Origin of the sequence: Flavobacterium album (assembly GCF_003096035.1) — a bacterium.
In the GTDB taxonomy this organism is placed as follows: Bacteria; Bacteroidota; Bacteroidia; order Flavobacteriales; family Flavobacteriaceae; genus Flavobacterium; species Flavobacterium album.
This window is the reverse complement of sequence record NZ_CP029186.1, coordinates 1711412-1727962: the sequence shown is the minus strand read 5'-3', so window position 1 is coordinate 1727962 and position 16551 is coordinate 1711412. Positions and strand designations below refer to the sequence as shown.

The window sequence follows — 16551 nt, the reverse complement described above, 5'->3', positions numbered from 1 at the left end:
CGACACTTACCTAATATTCATCTCATTTTATCAGCCTCCTATCGTGATAGTTGTAGTGGTCACTTTGGTCGATCCGGGTGCAGGACGGTACAGCTCCTGCATTTCCTCAGCTTTCTTATTCATTATGTCTGTAAACTCTTTCATGGTAACCTTGGTGCCTTTTTTGGGCGTTTTTATTTCAATTTTTTCTTTCGGGTTGAGCGTTACTTTTGTGCACAGCAACGTGGTGCTTGCTGCATTTAATTCCAGTATCAGTCCCGGCAGCCCCCAGTAGTCGCCCGGTCCATGGCTCACAGGTATTTCCGGTGTATACCATGCGGTTACTACGATATCCTTTCTGAGAAAATCCCCAAGTATATTTACCTTCTTATTTTCCATCTCCTTTTTTTCTTCCTCCGTAGGCGGCTTTGCCTTAATGGTATAGGTAGCCTTGTAACAGTTATAATTACCAATTTTTTTCGTTTCGCTTTCCAGTTTCCAATCGTATGCCTTCAAAGAATCGGTAATTAAAAACTCTTTCCCGTACATATCCATTTCTTCAAGCGTGGCCTTATCCTTCAGGTTTTTGTATTTTTTGCCTATACCAAACGAGGCAGAAGACATTGCTCCACCGGATTTGGGAGCATTTAGTTTGGCTTGCTCTTCATAAACCGAAGCCGTTTTGTCAAAATAAAGGATATACTCATTCTCTATAGGTTTGGAAAAAGCTTCCTTAAGCTTTGCATCCATTGCCGGGTCTGAACTGCCGCTTACCGTGATGACGGCGTCTTTCATTGTGGTCATCGATTTATAAACGGCGACACCTTTAAAATCCTGGGCATTTGTAGTAAAAGAAGCCAGTGCGGCTGCAAAAAGAAAAAAATGTTTCATAGTAATTGGTTTTAGGTTGGTATAAAAGGCATCCTATGAAGCCTGTAGGTTTTTAACTATAAACTTAACAGCTTATTGCCTTCCCTTAAACTAAATTCTACGAAAATGCTTTTTTATCCGCCAAAACGCCTCCTGCCGCTACCGGGGCCGCCACCCATCTCCTGCATTTCCTGCATTTTTTTCGCCATGATTTCGGCAAACTCGGCCTGGGTAACTTTTTCGCCTTTCTTTGGCGCTTTTATTTCCGACTTTTCCTTAGGGTTAAGCACTACTTTAGAACACAGCAACACCGTTTTATCGTCAGATACCTCCAGGATAAGCCCCGGCAGTCCCCAATAGTTGGCCGGCCCCTGGTTTACCGGGATTTCGGGAGTGTACCATGCGGTTATTGTCCTTTCGGTCGGCATTTCTACCATATCCATAAAGTTGGTCTTTTTCATCTCGTCCTCGCTTTTCTTCTTCAATTCTTCTTCAGCGCCTTTTTTAGGACGGTAGTTCATCATGTTCGATTTATCCACCGGTACCACAGCCGTAGCCTTGTAGCAGGTATAGTTGCCTATTTTCTTGCTTTCGGAGCCCATCACCCATTTGATGGAAGGAAGCGAATCGCTCACCAAAAACTCCTTGCCGAAAATATCTTTCTCCTGCAGCATGGTTTTGGCCTTTACATTTTTATAATGCTTCCCGCCGCCGCCGAACAATGAGCCCATCATTTTGAATCCCTGTGCCATTTGGTCGCCGGGAGCACCCAGCTTTTCCTCTTCTTCATACGTAGAAGCAGTACGGTCGAATGTAAGGGTGAATGTTTTTTCGAACATGGGCTTCAGTCGCTCCTCGATCATCTTTTGCATCTCGGGAGTGATTTCCTTGTTGTTGCCACTGAATTTCTTCATGTCTTCCATACTGGTCTTGGATTCATAGGTTGCAACTCCCTGGAAATCCTGGGCTTTTACCGTGAGCATCGATAGCGCTGCCGCAAAAAAGTAAATTATATTTTTCATGGTATTTCTTTAATTGCGGATATGACGAATGAGAAATTGTTTTGTTACAGAAGCGAAGGTAAAAATGATGAAAGATCTTATATGAAAATGGAATGCGGACGACACGGATCGGGCGGATGGCCCTGTTACGCAAGTCTGTGATTGCTGAGCGAACAATCCCTTTAAAATATTAGGCTTCCCCCTGCGTTATTTTTCTTTACTTTGCCATGATGGAAAAGCTGCTTTCGTTTATCGCTATTCTTTTGTTTGCCGCTGCAACAGCGCAGGAAGTGGCTATTCCCGCAAAGTTCCTGAGCAGCGCCAAATCGGGGCCGGAAAGGTATATCGGTTCCGATACCTACGGTTGGCAATACACCGTGCTTGACAATGAGTTCCGCAAGGAAAAAGACGGCAGGATGCTGAAATACAAAGCGCTTTCCCTGGGCGAGATCTACAGGGCCGACCTCCAGAACCCGTTACAGATCATACTCTTCTACCGGAAGTTCAATACTGTGGTGCTGCTGGATAACCAGATGAACGAGACTTCGCGCATCAATTTTTCGAACATACAGGAACCCCTTATTGCCGAAGCCGTAGGGCTTGCATCGCAAAACCGCCTTTGGATATATGATGTCACCACCCAGCAGATCGGCCTGTACAATCTGGCACAGGGCACCTTCAGGACGCTGACACCGCCATTTACCGATGGCATCAAATATTACCACAACGATTACAACTATTTTTACTGGGTCGATACGGCCAACAGGTGCTATGCGGTCAACCTCTTTGGTAAGGTAAGCACGCTGGGAACACTGCCCGATTATGACCAGATACAGATCGTTTCGCCAACTTTAATTTTATTGGCAAAAGACGGTGTACTTTACCATTTCAATACGGTTTCGGGAGTAAAAGCGCCGATAGCCGTTGTGGAAAAAAGCTTTGAAAGTTTTTACTATGCAGGGGAAATTTTATCTATTTTTACCAACCACGGAATTACTTATTATCAACTAATCTTAAAATAATGCATATAGCTGTTGCAGGCAATATAGGCGCCGGAAAGACTACGCTTACCGGGTTACTGGCCAAGCACTTTAAATGGGAGCCCCACTACGAGGACGTGGTGGACAACCCCTACCTGGATGATTTTTACCACCAGATGGAGCGCTGGTCTTTCAACCTGCAGATCTATTTCCTCAACAGCCGCTTTAGCCAGATCATGCAGATCCGCGAAAGCGGGAAGAACATCATTCAGGACCGTACGATCTACGAGGATTCGCATATCTTTGCGCCTAACCTTCATGCCATGGGCCTGATGACCAATCGCGACTTCAACAATTACAAATCGCTTTTCGAGCTGATGGAGAAATTCGTTGGCGCACCCGACCTGCTCATCTACCTGCGCAGCTCCATCCCCAATCTTGTGAAGCAAATACACAGCCGTGGCCGCGATTATGAGAACTCCATTTCGATAGAGTACCTCAGCCGCCTTAACGAACGTTACGAAGCCTGGATACAAAGCTATGACAAAGGCAAACTCCTTATCATCGATGTGGACAAATTGGATTTCGTGAACAACCCCGAAGACCTTGGCCAAATCATCAACCGTATCAATGCAGAGGTGAACGGGTTATTTTAGTTGCGGGTTGCGGGTTTTGAGTTCCGGGTTGCTTGATGCAATGAATATATCTACATAAACAAAAATCCCACGCTGTAAACGTGGGATTTTCTTTATGACCTTAAATCGGTTTATTCTTTCCTTGCTTTTTTGAATGCCTCGATTTGGGAATTCACTTCGGCATCAGTGCCTTCAAAAGTTTTTTCTTCGGTTTTGATCTCGTTGTTATCTGCTTTTGTAGAGATCACCACTGTAGCTTTCACATGGCCTTCGGAATCTTTCTGGCGGTCAACTGAAATTTCTTCACTGTGCGTCTGCCCAACTACTGCAGGCTCTTCCACAACAACGGTCTGCTCCGTTTCTACTACTGCCTCATGGCCGGCTTGGTGTCCGCCTAATATAGGGGCTATCACAAGTCCGATAAGGCATGTAAGCTTGATAAGGATGTTCATAGACGGGCCTGAGGTATCCTTGAATGGGTCGCCCACAGTATCGCCGGTAACAGCCGCTTTGTGCGCGTCAGAGCCTTTGTATGTCATTTCGCCGTTAATCATTACACCGGCCTCAAAAGATTTTTTAGCGTTGTCCCATGCACCACCGGCGTTGTTCTGGAACACTGCCCAAAGCACACCCGATACGGTTACACCCGCCATATAGCCTCCAAGCATTTCAGCTACCAATTGATTATTGTCAGGATAGATAAGCATGCCCAAAAGTACGATAGCAATTGGGAAACCAATAGTAAGCACTCCCGGAAGCATCATTTCGCGAAGAGCAGCTTTGGTAGATATTTCCACACATTTGCCGTATTCCGGTTTGCCAGTACCTTCCATGATTCCCGGTATTTCGCGGAATTGCCTTCTTACTTCGTACACCATATCCATCGCAGCCTTACCTACCGAGTTCATTGCCAAAGCAGAGAACACCACAGGGATCATACCACCCACGAAAAGCATCGCCAATACAGGGGCTTTAAAGATGTTTATACCGTCAATACCCGTGAACGTTACATACGCAGCGAATAACGCCAATGACGTAAGCGCCGCAGAAGCAATAGCAAAGCCTTTTCCGGTTGCTGCTGTAGTATTACCTACAGAGTCTAAAATATCGGTACGTGTACGTACCTCTTTAGGAAGCTCGCTCATTTCGGCGATACCACCGGCGTTGTCAGAGATCGGGCCGAAAGCATCGATAGCAAGCTGCATCGCCGTAGTAGCCATCATAGCCGAAGCCGCAAGCGCCACACCATAGAAACCTGCAAAAGCATACGAAGCCCAGATAGCGCCTGCAAAAAGAAGCACTGTCGGGAATGTAGAGATCATACCGGTTGCAAGACCTGCAATAATATTGGTACCTGCACCGGTACTCGATTTCTGCACGATGGCAAGGATTGGTTTTTTACCCAGCCCTGTATAGTATTCTGTAACCGATGATATCACACCGCCCACGATAAGCCCTACGATAGTAGCATAGAATACCCTCATTGACGAGATGTCTTTAGGCTCTTCGCCGTAGAATTCCATGATCATGGTTTTAGGAAGCATGTATTGTACCAGGAAGTAGCACGATATGGCCACAAGGATAATAGATACCCAGTTGCCCATATTCAGTGCGCCCTGTACCTGCGCCTCTTTAGCATTGTTGTCTTTTATCTTAACCAGTAAAGTACCGATGATAGAGAACAATATCCCGAAGCCTGCAATAGCCATCGGAAGGAGGATTGGCCCTATTCCGCCAAAAATATCGGTAAAGCCCGGATTAGCGATCAATATATCCCTCAATACATAGTTACCCAATACCATCGCCGCAAGCACTGTTGCTACATACGACCCGAAAAGGTCGGCGCCCATACCGGCAACGTCGCCCACGTTATCACCCACGTTATCGGCAATAGTAGCAGGGTTGCGCGGGTCATCCTCAGGGATACCGGCTTCCACTTTACCTACAAGGTCGGCACCAACATCCGCAGCCTTGGTATAAATACCACCGCCAACACGGGCAAACAACGCTATCGATTCGGCACCCAGGGAGAAACCGGCAAGGGTTTCAAGCACCAGTGTCATATCGGCTGAATTGGTCCATTTTCCATCCATAAAGAAATGGAAGAAGAAAATGAAGAATGCACTAAGGCCTAATACTGCAAGCCCCGCAACGCCAAGCCCCATAACGGTACCACCTCCAAAAGAGACCTTTAATGCCTGCGGAAGGCTGGTCCTGGCGGCCTGTGTGGTCCTTACATTGGTTTTGGTGGCTATCTTCATACCCATGTTACCCGCAAGCGCCGAGAAGAATGCCCCCAAAATAAAGGCAACCACGATAAGCAGGTGGGTAGTTGCACCGGGAAGGAAGGTTATCCCGGCAAGCGCGATGCTCGCAACAATAACAAAAATAGTAAGCAATTTATATTCTGCCTTCAAAAAGGCAAGGGCGCCTTCGTAAATGTACTCCGAAATTTCTTTCATCTTTCCATCACCGGCATCCTGTTTTAAAACCCAAGATCTTTTAACTGCCATAAAGAGCAGCCCTACAACGGCCATGATGATCGGCACGTAAATCATTATTGACTCCATAAATAAGGTATTATTTGGTTTTTAATTTGTTAATATCTTGTAAATATAACAAAAGCAAAACAAAAAAAGCAACACTCTTTTACAGAATGTTGCTTTTTATTGGAGTATTTTTAAAGCTAATACCTATTTAATGCTGAATAATTCTTCAGGTTTGTTTTCCAGTGACTCAAAACGCTCAAGGCATTCTTCTATGATCTGGTAAGCCTCATTAACGTCTCCCCAGCCTTCAACATCAACTTTTTTGTTCTCAAGGTCTTTGTATACTTTAAAGAAATGCTCGATTTCTTTAAGGCGGTGCGGGTTAAGGTCGCTCAGGTCGTTATACTTGTTCCATATCGGGTCAGATATTGGCACGCACACGATTTTTTCATCCGGCCCCTTTTCGTCTGCCATGTGGAAAACACCAATTGGCTTAACTTCTATCACACAACCGGGGAATGTTGGTTCGTGAACCAAAACCAGCACATCCAGCGGATCACCGTCAAGTGCCAGTGTTTCGGGGATAAAACCGTAATCGGCAGGGTACATCATCGATGAGAAAAGCATCCTGTCGTAACGTATTTTCTTTAATTTGAAGTCATATTCATATTTGTTCCTGCTTCCTTTCGGTATCTCGATCAGGACATCGAACGATTTTAATCTTGCTGCGGTCATATTTCTAACTCTTTCTTATTTAGCGGGTGCGAAAATACATTAAAAAATATTGAAGAACAAAGTTTTATAATCTAAAAATCCAGTAAAACCAATACTTTACAAAAATTTAATGCTATAAAAGACTTCATTCAAAAATTCAAAAAAACAGTATTTTTAAAATTTTAGTAAAATAATTCCATTTATTACAAGAAAGGCATAATGCGTCTACTAATGCAAAAACATCCTCCTACGCTTTTTAGGCAATAATGCTAAAGGAAAACAAGGGGTGCTAACGGGCAGGTATTAACTTTATACTTGTGCTTAACGCTATAAAAAATCCCGGCAAATGCCGGGACCTGTATTAGTTTTTTTAGTTCGCATTTAGAACTCCGTTTCTGTTTTGGTACAATCGGATATACATCCGTTCTCATTGCAGATAGCTACTTTTTTACCGTTTACATACAGATATTCAAGGTTGCATCCTGAAGCACAGCCACGGCAGCTTGTAGTCTTAATAACTTCAGAAGAAAGTTTATCGAGTTTAAGCGATCCCGATCCGTCACGGATAAGCATAACACCGATTGAGGTATTCCTTCCATCGGCACCGATAAGCATGTGCCCAACATTAGAAGGGTCGTTGAGTGCCGGTTTTTTTACTATTACAAGACTTGTCAGTGTAGTTGGATTTCCTTCTTTTTGCAGTATATCCTCAAAATTAGCGATGATTGCGCTTTTATCCGCGGTTATCTCTAATTCTCCTGTTGTTTTCTCAACCCCTATTTCGCCATCCCAAAAACTGGCCCTGTTCGCCCTTTCAGGAGTTGCAGCATCAGTTAGGTTTATATCCGAATCACTACTGCACGCAGCTATTGTAGCAACAAATAGCAGGCATGCCCCAATTTTAAGTAAGTTTGATTTCATGGCAGTTAGTTTTTAAATGTCTTACGAAATTAGCATATAAATCAGCATGGCTGCCACAATGAAATGTTAATTGTTTTATTATATACTTAATGGGTTTCTATTTCGTTTTTTTCACAATCTGCACATGATGAACAAATTAAATGCTTCACACCATCTTTCTTTCTCACCGCAGGAAGGCAGCCTCCGTCGCACTCTCCCCTGCAGATCACTAGCAGGTATGACTCAGATCCTTTATGGTCTTCCGACCCGAAATAAAATTTATTGCCCCTTAGCTCAAGCAGCGATGCAACCTTAGCGGTACCATCTTCCGTCCTTGCCACCAGCATATAGAAATCTTCAGCCACATCACCTTCGGTAGTGCCTTTCACGATCTCGAAAGCCGTGAGTTTGGCCTTTCCTTCAACTTTGGCTTCCCAAGCTGTAGCAAGCGCTTTTTCATCAGCAATAGTATATTTGCCATTGTTGTCCATGCCAACAGCCTGCTCAGGATAAATACTCCCCGCATTTTGCGTTCCACCTTCTTTTTTACATGACAACATTAGCAATGCGAGCAATACAGCAAATAGGCATTTCATAAATTCTTATAGATTGGTTGAAACGAAATTACAAAAATTTTGTTAACCGGAATTAAAAATAGAATCCGAACGAACCTTTTATTGTGAATTTATTAGCATCAGGAAGATTCAGGTAGCTGCCCCTCCAGGCAAAGTCCAGCCTGAATACCTTAAAGATATTCCCTACGCCCGCATGGTATTCCCAATATACATCTTCCGGCGCACGGTACTCGAGGGTAGAAGCATTGAGCCTTTTATTCCCTTCTGACACGGTTCCCCAAACGCCTTTTATACCAATAATCTCACGCAGGTTCAAGTCGCGAAGCCCGGGTATACGTGAGAACAGCTTACCGTTAAAATTATGCTCCAGGTGAAGCGATACATATTCATCGGCTACAAATTCGTAGTAATTCAGGAGGTTGTAGGTATTTTCTATGATGAAATACGACTGGTTGCCGGGTATTACACCCATAAGCCCAAGCGGTACATCGCCAAATATCTTGCCGGCCTCCAGCGTTGTAAACAAACGCCCGAAACCACCCACCAGTACAGGCTGCCTGTAGTAGAACTGCAGCTTTTGGTAATCAAAATCACTATTGAAAACGCCTTTAATACCCTGCGAAAAATTAAGGTAAAGCCTGGCATAGTTAAGGTCGACATCTGCGCGCTCCACGCCGTAGCCTATTGTTCTCCTGCGTGGAGTATAGTCTATCTGTGCGCCGAATTCGTACTGCTTTACAAAACCTTCGACCCCTTTAGAATGGTCATTAGGATCGTTGTAATAATCAAGGCTGAATACCGATGATGCCGACTTTAATGTACGGTAATTTATATTAGACCTGAAGGTGAGGTTCTTTACCGGCTCTATCTCGAAACCAACGGTACTAAAATTGATCGAGGTCAGCTTGTTGTTGCTACCGTTTGAGAAAAGCGACGACGACGCGAAGCTCCTGCCCAGTACATCATTGGTCGCGGTGAGGCTTACCCCTATCTGCTCGATGTCGCGCCTATTCCCGCCATGGATAATGAGGCGGTTTTTCTTATTCACCATCCATTTGCCGGAGATGCCATATTTGAATTGGTTGTCTTTAAATCCGTAAGCTGTATAACCCTCTATACGCCACGGGTCGTTTTGCCCGAAGTAGGTGCGCCCGCCCGTTCGCAGCCTTACGCCCTCGACATCATTATAGCCAAATGTAGAAAATATAGGGCCATAGTCAAAATTGCCCATTTGGTAATACCCGCTGCCCAGTGTCGCGACCAGGCTATACAATCTCTTGAATTTAGGGACGGTCTTGAGCGTATCGAGCATCTTATAAACGCCGCGCTCATCATCATTGAGCGACTCAAACCGGTTTTCCTCCCAGTACTCATCGGGCCGATCGTGTACCTGCTCATCATAAAGGTTGACATCGGGCGCATAAAATTCGGCAGGCTTTTTAACATCAAACTGGTAGTCCCGGAAAAGCGTTGTCCGCTTGCCGTACACCCCTTTGGATTCCTCTTTTTTGCTTATGGCAAAGTCGCTCATCATGTGGTCACGCTTCAGCAGGAACACAGAATCGTTAAGCACATCAAATTCCTGCTCTATATAAATATCCTTTACCCAGTTGATGTTGGCGCTCTTACTCGCCGCCATGCTTATCTTTTTGATGGCAAAGGTGGTATCGTTTACCCAGAAGTTCCCCTTGAAGGTCAGTTCACCCTTGCGCCTTGGGTAAAATACAATGTTGTAACACCATTTCTTATCGATAAAAGTACTGTCGGCAAGCACATAATTATACACATTGATACCCGTCCTGGAAAGTGGGCTTACAAAGTCTTTATCGAAAAATTTAAGGTAGTTGTCGTAGATATCATATTCGGCATAAAGGTCTTTTATGAAAGCTATAACCTGCTGGTTGTTGCTGAAACCCGAATTTTTGTTGGCACGGACGATCTCTTTTTTTGCGTTGATGACATTGTCGCCATATACGTTGCTCAATGCCTCATTAATGAAGATAGGCAGGTAGGTTTTTCCCGTAACGCTTGATGTATCCACATGATCGAAGATGAATTCCATGCCCCGGAATACTTTGCTTTTCATGAAAGCGCTGTCGATGCTGTTCATGTCAAACTCTACCTTTTCATACTTGTCATAATTGTATTGTTTGAACATCTTCAGGCCATTCTTTCGGCGGCGCTCCCATATCTTGCGGAGAATATCTATCGCGGGGTTGTTTTTCTTGGATGTTTTTCCTGAATAAAGCACCACCTCTTTCAGCTCCTGTGCTTCGGCCAGCGTGATTTTCATGTCGAGCGTAATGGGCTTAGTGAGGGTAATTTCTTTTGTAGCGTAACCAACGAATGAGACCACGATCTGCGTGTAAGCCGTTTGCGATTCAAGGTAAAATTTACCGTTCTCATCTGTAATGGTACCTTCGCTGGTGCCTTTAAAATATACATTTGCAAAAGGAAGCGGCTGGTTCGAATTGTCCAATATCACACCGCCTATTTTCGTTTGCGCCAAAAGCGAGCCCGTAACCGCAAAAAAGAACCCCAGTAAAAACAGTATTTTTCTTTTCATATTATGATTAAACAAAAAACTTCACCAAATAGTATGATGACGTTTCAAATATAGTTGTTTTTTATATCCTTCCAAGTCAGAATTGCTTTTTTACCACAAAGCGCACAAGGTTTTTTTCACAAGGGACACAAGGCAGCCTGATGTAAAAAAGGCCACAAGGCTTTATCATATTGCCTTGTGACCTCTGTGCAGATCTTCGGGTCCCTTGTGGTTATTCTACCGCAAAGACGAACACTTTTATTTTTTGTACATAACTTTCTTCACTGCCTTTACAACATCACCTGCGTTCGGAAGCCATTCTTTCAGCAATGCCGGAGAGTATGGCGCCGGGGTATCGGCAGTAGTGATCCTTTGTATTGGTGCGTCAAGGTAATCAAAAGCCCTTTCCTGCACGATATAAGTGATCTCTGAGGCGATGCTGCCGAATGGCCAGGCCTCTTCAAGCACTACAAGCCTGTTCGTTTTCTTAACCGAGTTCAGTATTGTTTCGTGATCCATCGGTCGTATGGTGCGCAGGTCGACGATCTCAACGCTGATGCCTTCTTTCTCCAGCTCATCGGCTGCGATAAAGGCTTCCTTCAAAATTTTACCGAAAGACACGATAGTTACGTCCTTCCCTTCACGCTTCACATCGGCAACACCAAGTGGAATAGTATATTCCCCATCTGGCACTTCACCTTTGTCTCCATACATCTGCTCGCTTTCCATGAAGATTACAGGATCGTTATCGCGGATTGCCGATTTCAAAAGCCCTTTACAGTCGTAAGGGTTCGATGGCACCACCACTTTAAGTCCGGGTGTATTGGCATACCAGTTTTCGAAAGCCTGTGAGTGCGTTGCGCCCAGCTGGCCCGCTGAAGCCGTAGGCCCACGGAAAACCATTGGCATGCTGAACTGCCCGCCCGACATCTGGCGCATCTTAGCCGCGTTATTGATTATCTGGTCGATACCAACCAGCGAGAAGTTGAACGTCATGAATTCCACGATCGGCCTGTTGCCGTTCATGGCGCTCCCTACTGCTATACCGGCAAATCCAAGCTCTGCTATAGGGGTATCGATAACCCTTTTCGGGCCAAATTCGTCAAGCATCCCTTTTGAGGCTTTGTAGGCGCCGTTATATTCGGCTACCTCTTCGCCCATTAAATATATCGATTCGTCACGGCGCATTTCCTCGCTCATGGCTTCGCATACTGCTTCCCTGAATTGTATCGTTCTCATGTAAATGTTTTTCGGATTAAATGAATGGCAAAAATAAAAATTTTAAATTATTAAATAACTGACTTTTCCCAAATAAATAGTTTGTGCAAAGGTTTATAACAATCACCTCTATATTCGCAATAATCAGCATTTAAACGCATGATTTTTATGATAATCAAATTTTAATGTTGAAATTTTTAAAAAAACATTATTTGTTATGCGTGCATAGTTTTTTATTTCGATAAAAGTATTATTTTCGTAACCTGAAAATAATCAACTTCATAACTTTTATAAGATGAAAATATTAGTTTGCATCAGCCACGTGCCTGATACTACTTCAAAGATCAATTTCACCAATGGTGACAGCGAGTTTGACACCAACGGTGTACAGTTTGTAATTAACCCTAACGACGAATTCGGTCTTACAAGGGCGATATGGTTTAAAGAACAGCAGGGCGCAAACGTTACAGTAGTAAACGTGGGCGGCGCTGATGCAGAGGCAACCTTAAGGAAAGCGCTTGCTATCGGGGCGGATGAGGCCATCCGTGTGAACGCGAACCCTACCGACGGCTTTTTTGTTGCAAAACAGCTTGCCGAAGTGGTTAAGCAGGGCGGTTATGACCTTGTAATAGCAGGAAAAGAATCGTTGGATTACAACGGCGGGATGGTTCCGGGTATGCTTGCCGGCATTTTAGGCTTCGACTTCGTAAACTCATGCATTAAGCTGGATGTGACAGGCAGTGATGCCAAAGCCATACGTGAAATCGACGGCGGTAAAGAAACGCTTAGCGCTAAACTGCCAATGGTTATCGGCGGGCAGAAAGGCCTTGTTGAAGAGAAAGACCTAAGGATCCCGAACATGCGCGGCATCATGATGGCAAGGCAGAAAGCCCTTACTGTTCTTGAGCCCGTAACTGCAAACGCTGCGACCAAAGCGGTTAAGTTCGAGAAGCCTGCACCTAAATCGGCAGTGAAGCTGATAAGCCCTGACAACCTTGACGAGCTTGTGAGCCTGCTCCATAACGAGGCTAAGGTAATTTAATGTAACAATGAATCAATTATTCAATGTAACAATTACACGCACAGCGAAGAATTGCTACATTGATACATTAACAAATTAAAAAATTAGAAAAATGTCAATCTTAATATATGCTGAATCAGCAGACGGCAAATTCAAAAAAACAGCGTTCGAGCTTGCTTCTTACGCAAAAAAAATAGCCGGCGAGACCGGAACCACAGTTACTGCGCTTACCATCAACGGTCCTGAAGCATCTGCCCTTGGCGCTTACGGCGTAGACAAAGTGCTTAATGTAAAATCAGACAAGCTTACGGCGTTCAATGCAAAAGCCTATGCTGACGCAATCAAACAGGCTGCACAGAAAGAGAGCGCTAAGATCATATTGTTCTCTTCTACTACCGACAGCCTTTATATCGCGCCGCTTGTAGCCGTTGCCCTTGAGGCCGGTTATGCATCAAACGTGGTTGCGCTTCCGGAGAGCCTTTCGCCTTTCCGCGTAAAAAGGAATGCGTTCTCAAATAAAGCGTTTAGCTTCACCGAGATCAGCACTGATGTAAAAGTGCTTGCCATAGGCAAAAACTCTTTCGGGCTTGTAGAATCGAATGGGACTGCTGCTTCTGAAGAATTTACGCCTTCGCTTAATGATAATGATTTCTACGTAAAGGTAGAATCGTCAGAAAAAGTAACAGGCAAAGTAACGATAGCCGATGCTGAAGTGGTAGTATCGGGAGGGCGCGGACTTAAAGGCCCTGAGAACTGGAACCTAATAGAAGACCTTGCCGCAGCGCTTGGCGCAGCAACAGCGTGTTCTAAGCCGGTATCCGATCTTGGCTGGAGGCCTCACAGCGAGCACGTAGGCCAGACAGGTAAGCCGGTAGCTGCCAACCTGTATATTGCAGTAGGTATTTCCGGTGCGATACAGCACATTGCTGGTATCAACTCCTCTAAAGTAAAAGTGGTTATCAATGCCGATGCAGACGCACCTTTCTTTAAGGTAGCCGACTACGGCGTTGTAGGCGACGCGTTTGAGATCGTCCCTAAACTGACTGAAAAATTAAAGCTTTTAAGGCTCAAAACTCATAATTTTATTATAAATTGTGCCCCTTAAAGGGCTATCTGGAACGCGATAGTTTTATCTTTGTCCGGATAGCCTTTTTTGTATTACAGCAAAGACCATATGAGCTTAGTAAAACTTACTATAAAAGGGATCTCATACAGCCAGACACAAAACGGAGCGTATGCCCTGATCCTGAATGAAGTGGACGGAGAGCGGAAATTACCGATCGTTATCGGGGCATTTGAGGCCCAGTCCATTGCCATTGCCCTTGAGAAAGAGATCAAGCCGCCAAGGCCGCTCACCCATGACTTATTCAAAAATTTTGCCGACCGGTTTGATATCGTGGTAAAGCAGGTGATCATCCACAAGCTGGTTGACGGTGTCTTTTTTTCGAGCATCATCTGCGAACGCGACAGGATCGAAGAAATCATCGATGCACGCACCTCTGATGCGATAGCCCTGGCACTCCGCTTTAATGCACCTATATTTACTTACAAGAACATCCTTGACAAAGCAGGCATCTACCTGAAGATAAACCCCGAGCCGGAAAACGCCGAAGCGGAGCATGACGACGTGCTTACGCCGCCGCAGACTTTTGGCACCGAAACGGTTTCAGGCGAAGGCTATTCGCAGTATAACCTTCAGGAACTGCATGAGCAGCTTGAAGGCGCGGTTCAGAATGAAGATTACGAAAAAGCGGCAAAGATCCGCGATGAAATATCGAAAAGAGAAAGTTAATGTATCAATTTCTCAATTCTTTAATATAACTATTTAAGCTGCCTGAAAAGGTGGCTTTTTTTTTGTGAATAACTCCATTTATAAAAACAGTTGCTTTTTAAATTTTGCTCCATTATATTTTTTTAATTTGCATGAGTAGGGAATTGACACATTGTGTACATTTTTAAATTAGAGAATTGGTATTATGAAGCAGTATTTAGATTTAGTAAAGCATGTTTTAGATAATGGCAACGAGAAAGGCGACCGCACCGGCACGGGCACAAAAAGTGTTTTCGGGTACCAGATGCGCTTTGACCTGAGCGAGGGCTTTCCCTTGGTTACTACAAAAAAACTGCACCTTAAATCGATCATATACGAGCTGCTTTGGTTCCTTAAAGGCGATACCAATATCGGTTACCTCAACGAGAATGGCGTAAAGATATGGGACGAATGGGCAGATGAGGATGGTAACCTTGGCCCCGTATACGGCCACCAGTGGCGCAACTGGGATGATAAAGAGATCGACCAGATAACAGAGCTTATCGAGACACTGAAAACCAACCCTAACAGCCGCAGGATGCTGATCTCGGCATGGAACCCGGGCGTACTGCCGGACACCTCAAAATCATTTGCTGAAAATGTTGCCAATGGTAAAGTGGCGCTACCGCCGTGCCACGCATTTTTCCAATTCTATGTCGCAGATGGCAAACTTTCCTGCCAGCTATACCAAAGAAGCGCTGACATCTTTTTAGGAGTGCCTTTTAACATAGCCTCGTATGCTTTGTTAACGATGATGATAGCACAGGTTTGCGGATTACAGCCCGGTGATTTTATCCATACTTTTGGCGATGCGCACATCTACAACAATCATCTCGAGCAGCTGGAACTGCAGCTAAGCCGCGACCCAAGGCCTTTGCCGCAAATGAAGCTGAACCCGGAAGTAAAAAACATCTTCGATTTTAAATTTGAAGATTTCACCCTGGAGAACTATGACCCGCACCCGCATATTAAAGGAGCCGTGGCGGTATAATCAGATATGATGAAAATATATTTATTTTTATTACTCCTTTGTCTTAAGGGATTTGCGCAGGTTGAGAGGAAAGTTTTAACTCAAGCTGTGCTACCTGAATGTAAAAATGATTTTAATCCCAAATTGTGCTCGGAACAAAAATTAGTAGATTTGTTATCTTCCACTATTACTAATGAAGCGATAAGCGATTTGCCGGAAAGCAATAAGGACTATTTTTCATTATCTGCATTTTTTGTAACCGGGAGAGACGGCAAGGTTATCCCCGGACATACAGAAGTCAGGTCGGAAAGCATAAAACTTAAAGAAGAGATAAAGCTCTACATTAACAGCAAACTTCCCAATGTTACTCCAAAAGACCTAAAGTTTAAAGAACAGAGAAGCACACATCTGGTAAACCTGACGTTCTTTCGAAATCCTGAAACAGGCAATTACTATATTGCATATCCATCGGAAATAAAGGAGAAAAAAATTAACCCTGACTATATAACCTATGACAATCCTGCATTATTTCCAGGCTGTGTCAGTGAAGGTCTGAGCATCGCAGAACAACTGGAATGTACCCAAAAAAAGACCTTACAAAATATTCAAAAAAAATATAGTCAACCTGTCAAAATTCCATTATATATGGAAATCACGGTAATTGTAGATAGCGATGGCCATATTAGCGTAGATAAGATAATGGGTAGCTCCCCGGATGAATATGAGAAAGAAGTGTACCGTGTAATTAACAGTTTTCCCAATATTCAGCCAGCAATGATACACGGCATTGCCACATCAACATCATTTGGTGTGGGGAGATTAATTTTCAAGTAATTTTCCTTAC

15 protein-coding genes are annotated in these 16551 nt (G+C 44.2%); 7 read left to right on the top strand and 8 right to left on the bottom strand.

Annotation, left to right across the window (positions count from 1 at the left end; genetic code table 11):
* Window positions 1-30: 30 nt before the first annotated feature.
* Both HYN59_RS07600 and HYN59_RS07595 read right to left on the bottom strand, forming a co-directional pair.
* Window positions 31-870 (bottom strand): GLPGLI family protein, encoded by an 840-nt coding sequence (locus tag HYN59_RS07600; RefSeq protein WP_108777703.1) that lies wholly within the window; start codon window positions 868-870, stop codon window positions 31-33.
* A 113-nt stretch (window positions 871-983) separates the two neighbouring features.
* Complete coding sequence (locus HYN59_RS07595) at window positions 984-1871, bottom strand: GLPGLI family protein (protein ID WP_108777702.1); 888 nt, start codon at window positions 1869-1871, stop codon at window positions 984-986.
* 206 nt (window positions 1872-2077) lie between these two features.
* On the opposite strand from HYN59_RS07595, the gene HYN59_RS07590 reads away from it, so the two are divergent.
* Entirely contained in the window at window positions 2078-2872 is a 795-nt protein-coding gene (locus HYN59_RS07590; RefSeq protein WP_108777701.1) for a hypothetical protein, read from the top strand.
* A complete protein-coding gene (locus tag HYN59_RS07585; RefSeq protein WP_108777700.1) occupies window positions 2872-3486 on the top strand; it encodes a deoxynucleoside kinase in 615 nt (204 codons plus the stop codon). The genes HYN59_RS07590 and HYN59_RS07585 overlap by 1 nt, the downstream gene beginning before the upstream one ends.
* A 110-nt stretch (window positions 3487-3596) precedes the next feature.
* On the opposite strand, the gene HYN59_RS07580 is transcribed toward HYN59_RS07585, so the two are convergent.
* The 6 genes from HYN59_RS07580 to HYN59_RS07555 all read right to left on the bottom strand — a co-directional run bounded on the left by HYN59_RS07580 (window position 3597) and on the right by HYN59_RS07555 (window position 11927).
* Window positions 3597-6035 carry a sodium-translocating pyrophosphatase gene (locus HYN59_RS07580; protein WP_108777699.1) on the bottom strand — a complete coding sequence of 813 codons (2439 nt, stop codon included), beginning with the start codon at window positions 6033-6035 and terminating at the stop codon, window positions 3597-3599.
* Between the two features lie 123 nt (window positions 6036-6158).
* Window positions 6159-6689, bottom strand: coding sequence for an inorganic diphosphatase (locus tag HYN59_RS07575; RefSeq protein WP_108777698.1), 531 nt, complete (start codon window positions 6687-6689; stop codon window positions 6159-6161).
* Between the two features lie 360 nt (window positions 6690-7049).
* A complete protein-coding gene (locus tag HYN59_RS07570; protein ID WP_108777697.1) occupies window positions 7050-7589 on the bottom strand; it encodes a hypothetical protein in 540 nt (179 codons plus the stop codon).
* Between the two features lie 86 nt (window positions 7590-7675).
* Window positions 7676-8164, bottom strand: coding sequence for a hypothetical protein (locus tag HYN59_RS07565; RefSeq protein ID WP_146185890.1), 489 nt, complete (start codon window positions 8162-8164; stop codon window positions 7676-7678).
* 52 nt (window positions 8165-8216) lie between these two features.
* Entirely contained in the window at window positions 8217-10709 is a 2493-nt protein-coding gene (locus HYN59_RS07560) for a DUF5686 and carboxypeptidase-like regulatory domain-containing protein (RefSeq protein WP_108777695.1), read from the bottom strand.
* A gap of 237 nt (window positions 10710-10946) precedes the next feature.
* Window positions 10947-11927, bottom strand: a complete 981-nt coding sequence (locus HYN59_RS07555) for a pyruvate dehydrogenase complex E1 component subunit beta (RefSeq protein ID WP_108777694.1) — start codon at window positions 11925-11927, stop codon at window positions 10947-10949.
* A 274-nt stretch (window positions 11928-12201) separates the two neighbouring features.
* Between HYN59_RS07555 and HYN59_RS07550 the strand changes: the two genes are divergently transcribed.
* The 5 genes from HYN59_RS07550 to HYN59_RS07530 all read left to right on the top strand — a co-directional run bounded on the left by HYN59_RS07550 (window position 12202) and on the right by HYN59_RS07530 (window position 16541).
* Window positions 12202-12948, top strand: coding sequence for an electron transfer flavoprotein subunit beta/FixA family protein (locus HYN59_RS07550; RefSeq protein ID WP_108777693.1), 747 nt, complete (start codon window positions 12202-12204; stop codon window positions 12946-12948).
* A 91-nt stretch (window positions 12949-13039) separates the two neighbouring features.
* The gene (locus HYN59_RS07545) at window positions 13040-14032 is read left to right on the top strand and encodes an electron transfer flavoprotein subunit alpha/FixB family protein (protein WP_108777692.1); all 993 of its coding nucleotides are present in this window, start codon (window positions 13040-13042) and stop codon (window positions 14030-14032) included.
* Window positions 14033-14101: 69 nt separating this feature from the next.
* On the top strand, window positions 14102-14719 hold the full coding sequence (locus HYN59_RS07540; RefSeq protein WP_108777691.1) for a bifunctional nuclease family protein: 618 nt from the start codon (window positions 14102-14104) through the stop codon (window positions 14717-14719).
* A gap of 184 nt (window positions 14720-14903) precedes the next feature.
* Entirely contained in the window at window positions 14904-15728 is an 825-nt protein-coding gene (locus HYN59_RS07535; RefSeq protein ID WP_108777690.1) for a thymidylate synthase, read from the top strand.
* 6 nt (window positions 15729-15734) lie between these two features.
* A complete protein-coding gene (locus HYN59_RS07530) occupies window positions 15735-16541 on the top strand; it encodes a hypothetical protein (protein ID WP_108777689.1) in 807 nt (268 codons plus the stop codon).
* Window positions 16542-16551 lie beyond the last annotated feature (10 nt).

Excerpts from the sequence above, each read along its gene's own strand:
- HYN59_RS07600 (WP_108777703.1), bottom strand. The coding sequence starts at position 870 with ATGAAACATTTTTTTCTTTTTGCAGCCGCACTGGCTTCTTTTACTACA.
- HYN59_RS07595 (WP_108777702.1), bottom strand. The coding sequence starts at position 1,871 with ATGAAAAATATAATTTACTTTTTTGCGGCAGCGCTATCGATGCTCACG.
- HYN59_RS07590 (WP_108777701.1), top strand. The coding sequence starts at position 2,078 with ATGATGGAAAAGCTGCTTTCGTTTATCGCTATTCTTTTGTTTGCCGCT.
- HYN59_RS07585 (WP_108777700.1), top strand. The coding sequence starts at position 2,872 with ATGCATATAGCTGTTGCAGGCAATATAGGCGCCGGAAAGACTACGCTT.
- HYN59_RS07580 (WP_108777699.1), bottom strand. The coding sequence starts at position 6,035 with ATGGAGTCAATAATGATTTACGTGCCGATCATCATGGCCGTTGTAGGG.
- HYN59_RS07575 (WP_108777698.1), bottom strand. The coding sequence starts at position 6,689 with ATGACCGCAGCAAGATTAAAATCGTTCGATGTCCTGATCGAGATACCG.
- HYN59_RS07570 (WP_108777697.1), bottom strand. The coding sequence starts at position 7,589 with ATGAAATCAAACTTACTTAAAATTGGGGCATGCCTGCTATTTGTTGCT.
- HYN59_RS07565 (WP_146185890.1), bottom strand. The coding sequence starts at position 8,164 with ATGAAATGCCTATTTGCTGTATTGCTCGCATTGCTAATGTTGTCATGT.
- HYN59_RS07560 (WP_108777695.1), bottom strand. The coding sequence starts at position 10,709 with ATGAAAAGAAAAATACTGTTTTTACTGGGGTTCTTTTTTGCGGTTACG.
- HYN59_RS07555 (WP_108777694.1), bottom strand. The coding sequence starts at position 11,927 with ATGAGAACGATACAATTCAGGGAAGCAGTATGCGAAGCCATGAGCGAG.
- HYN59_RS07550 (WP_108777693.1), top strand. The coding sequence starts at position 12,202 with ATGAAAATATTAGTTTGCATCAGCCACGTGCCTGATACTACTTCAAAG.
- HYN59_RS07545 (WP_108777692.1), top strand. The coding sequence starts at position 13,040 with ATGTCAATCTTAATATATGCTGAATCAGCAGACGGCAAATTCAAAAAA.
- HYN59_RS07540 (WP_108777691.1), top strand. The coding sequence starts at position 14,102 with ATGAGCTTAGTAAAACTTACTATAAAAGGGATCTCATACAGCCAGACA.
- HYN59_RS07535 (WP_108777690.1), top strand. The coding sequence starts at position 14,904 with ATGAAGCAGTATTTAGATTTAGTAAAGCATGTTTTAGATAATGGCAAC.
- HYN59_RS07530 (WP_108777689.1), top strand. The coding sequence starts at position 15,735 with ATGATGAAAATATATTTATTTTTATTACTCCTTTGTCTTAAGGGATTT.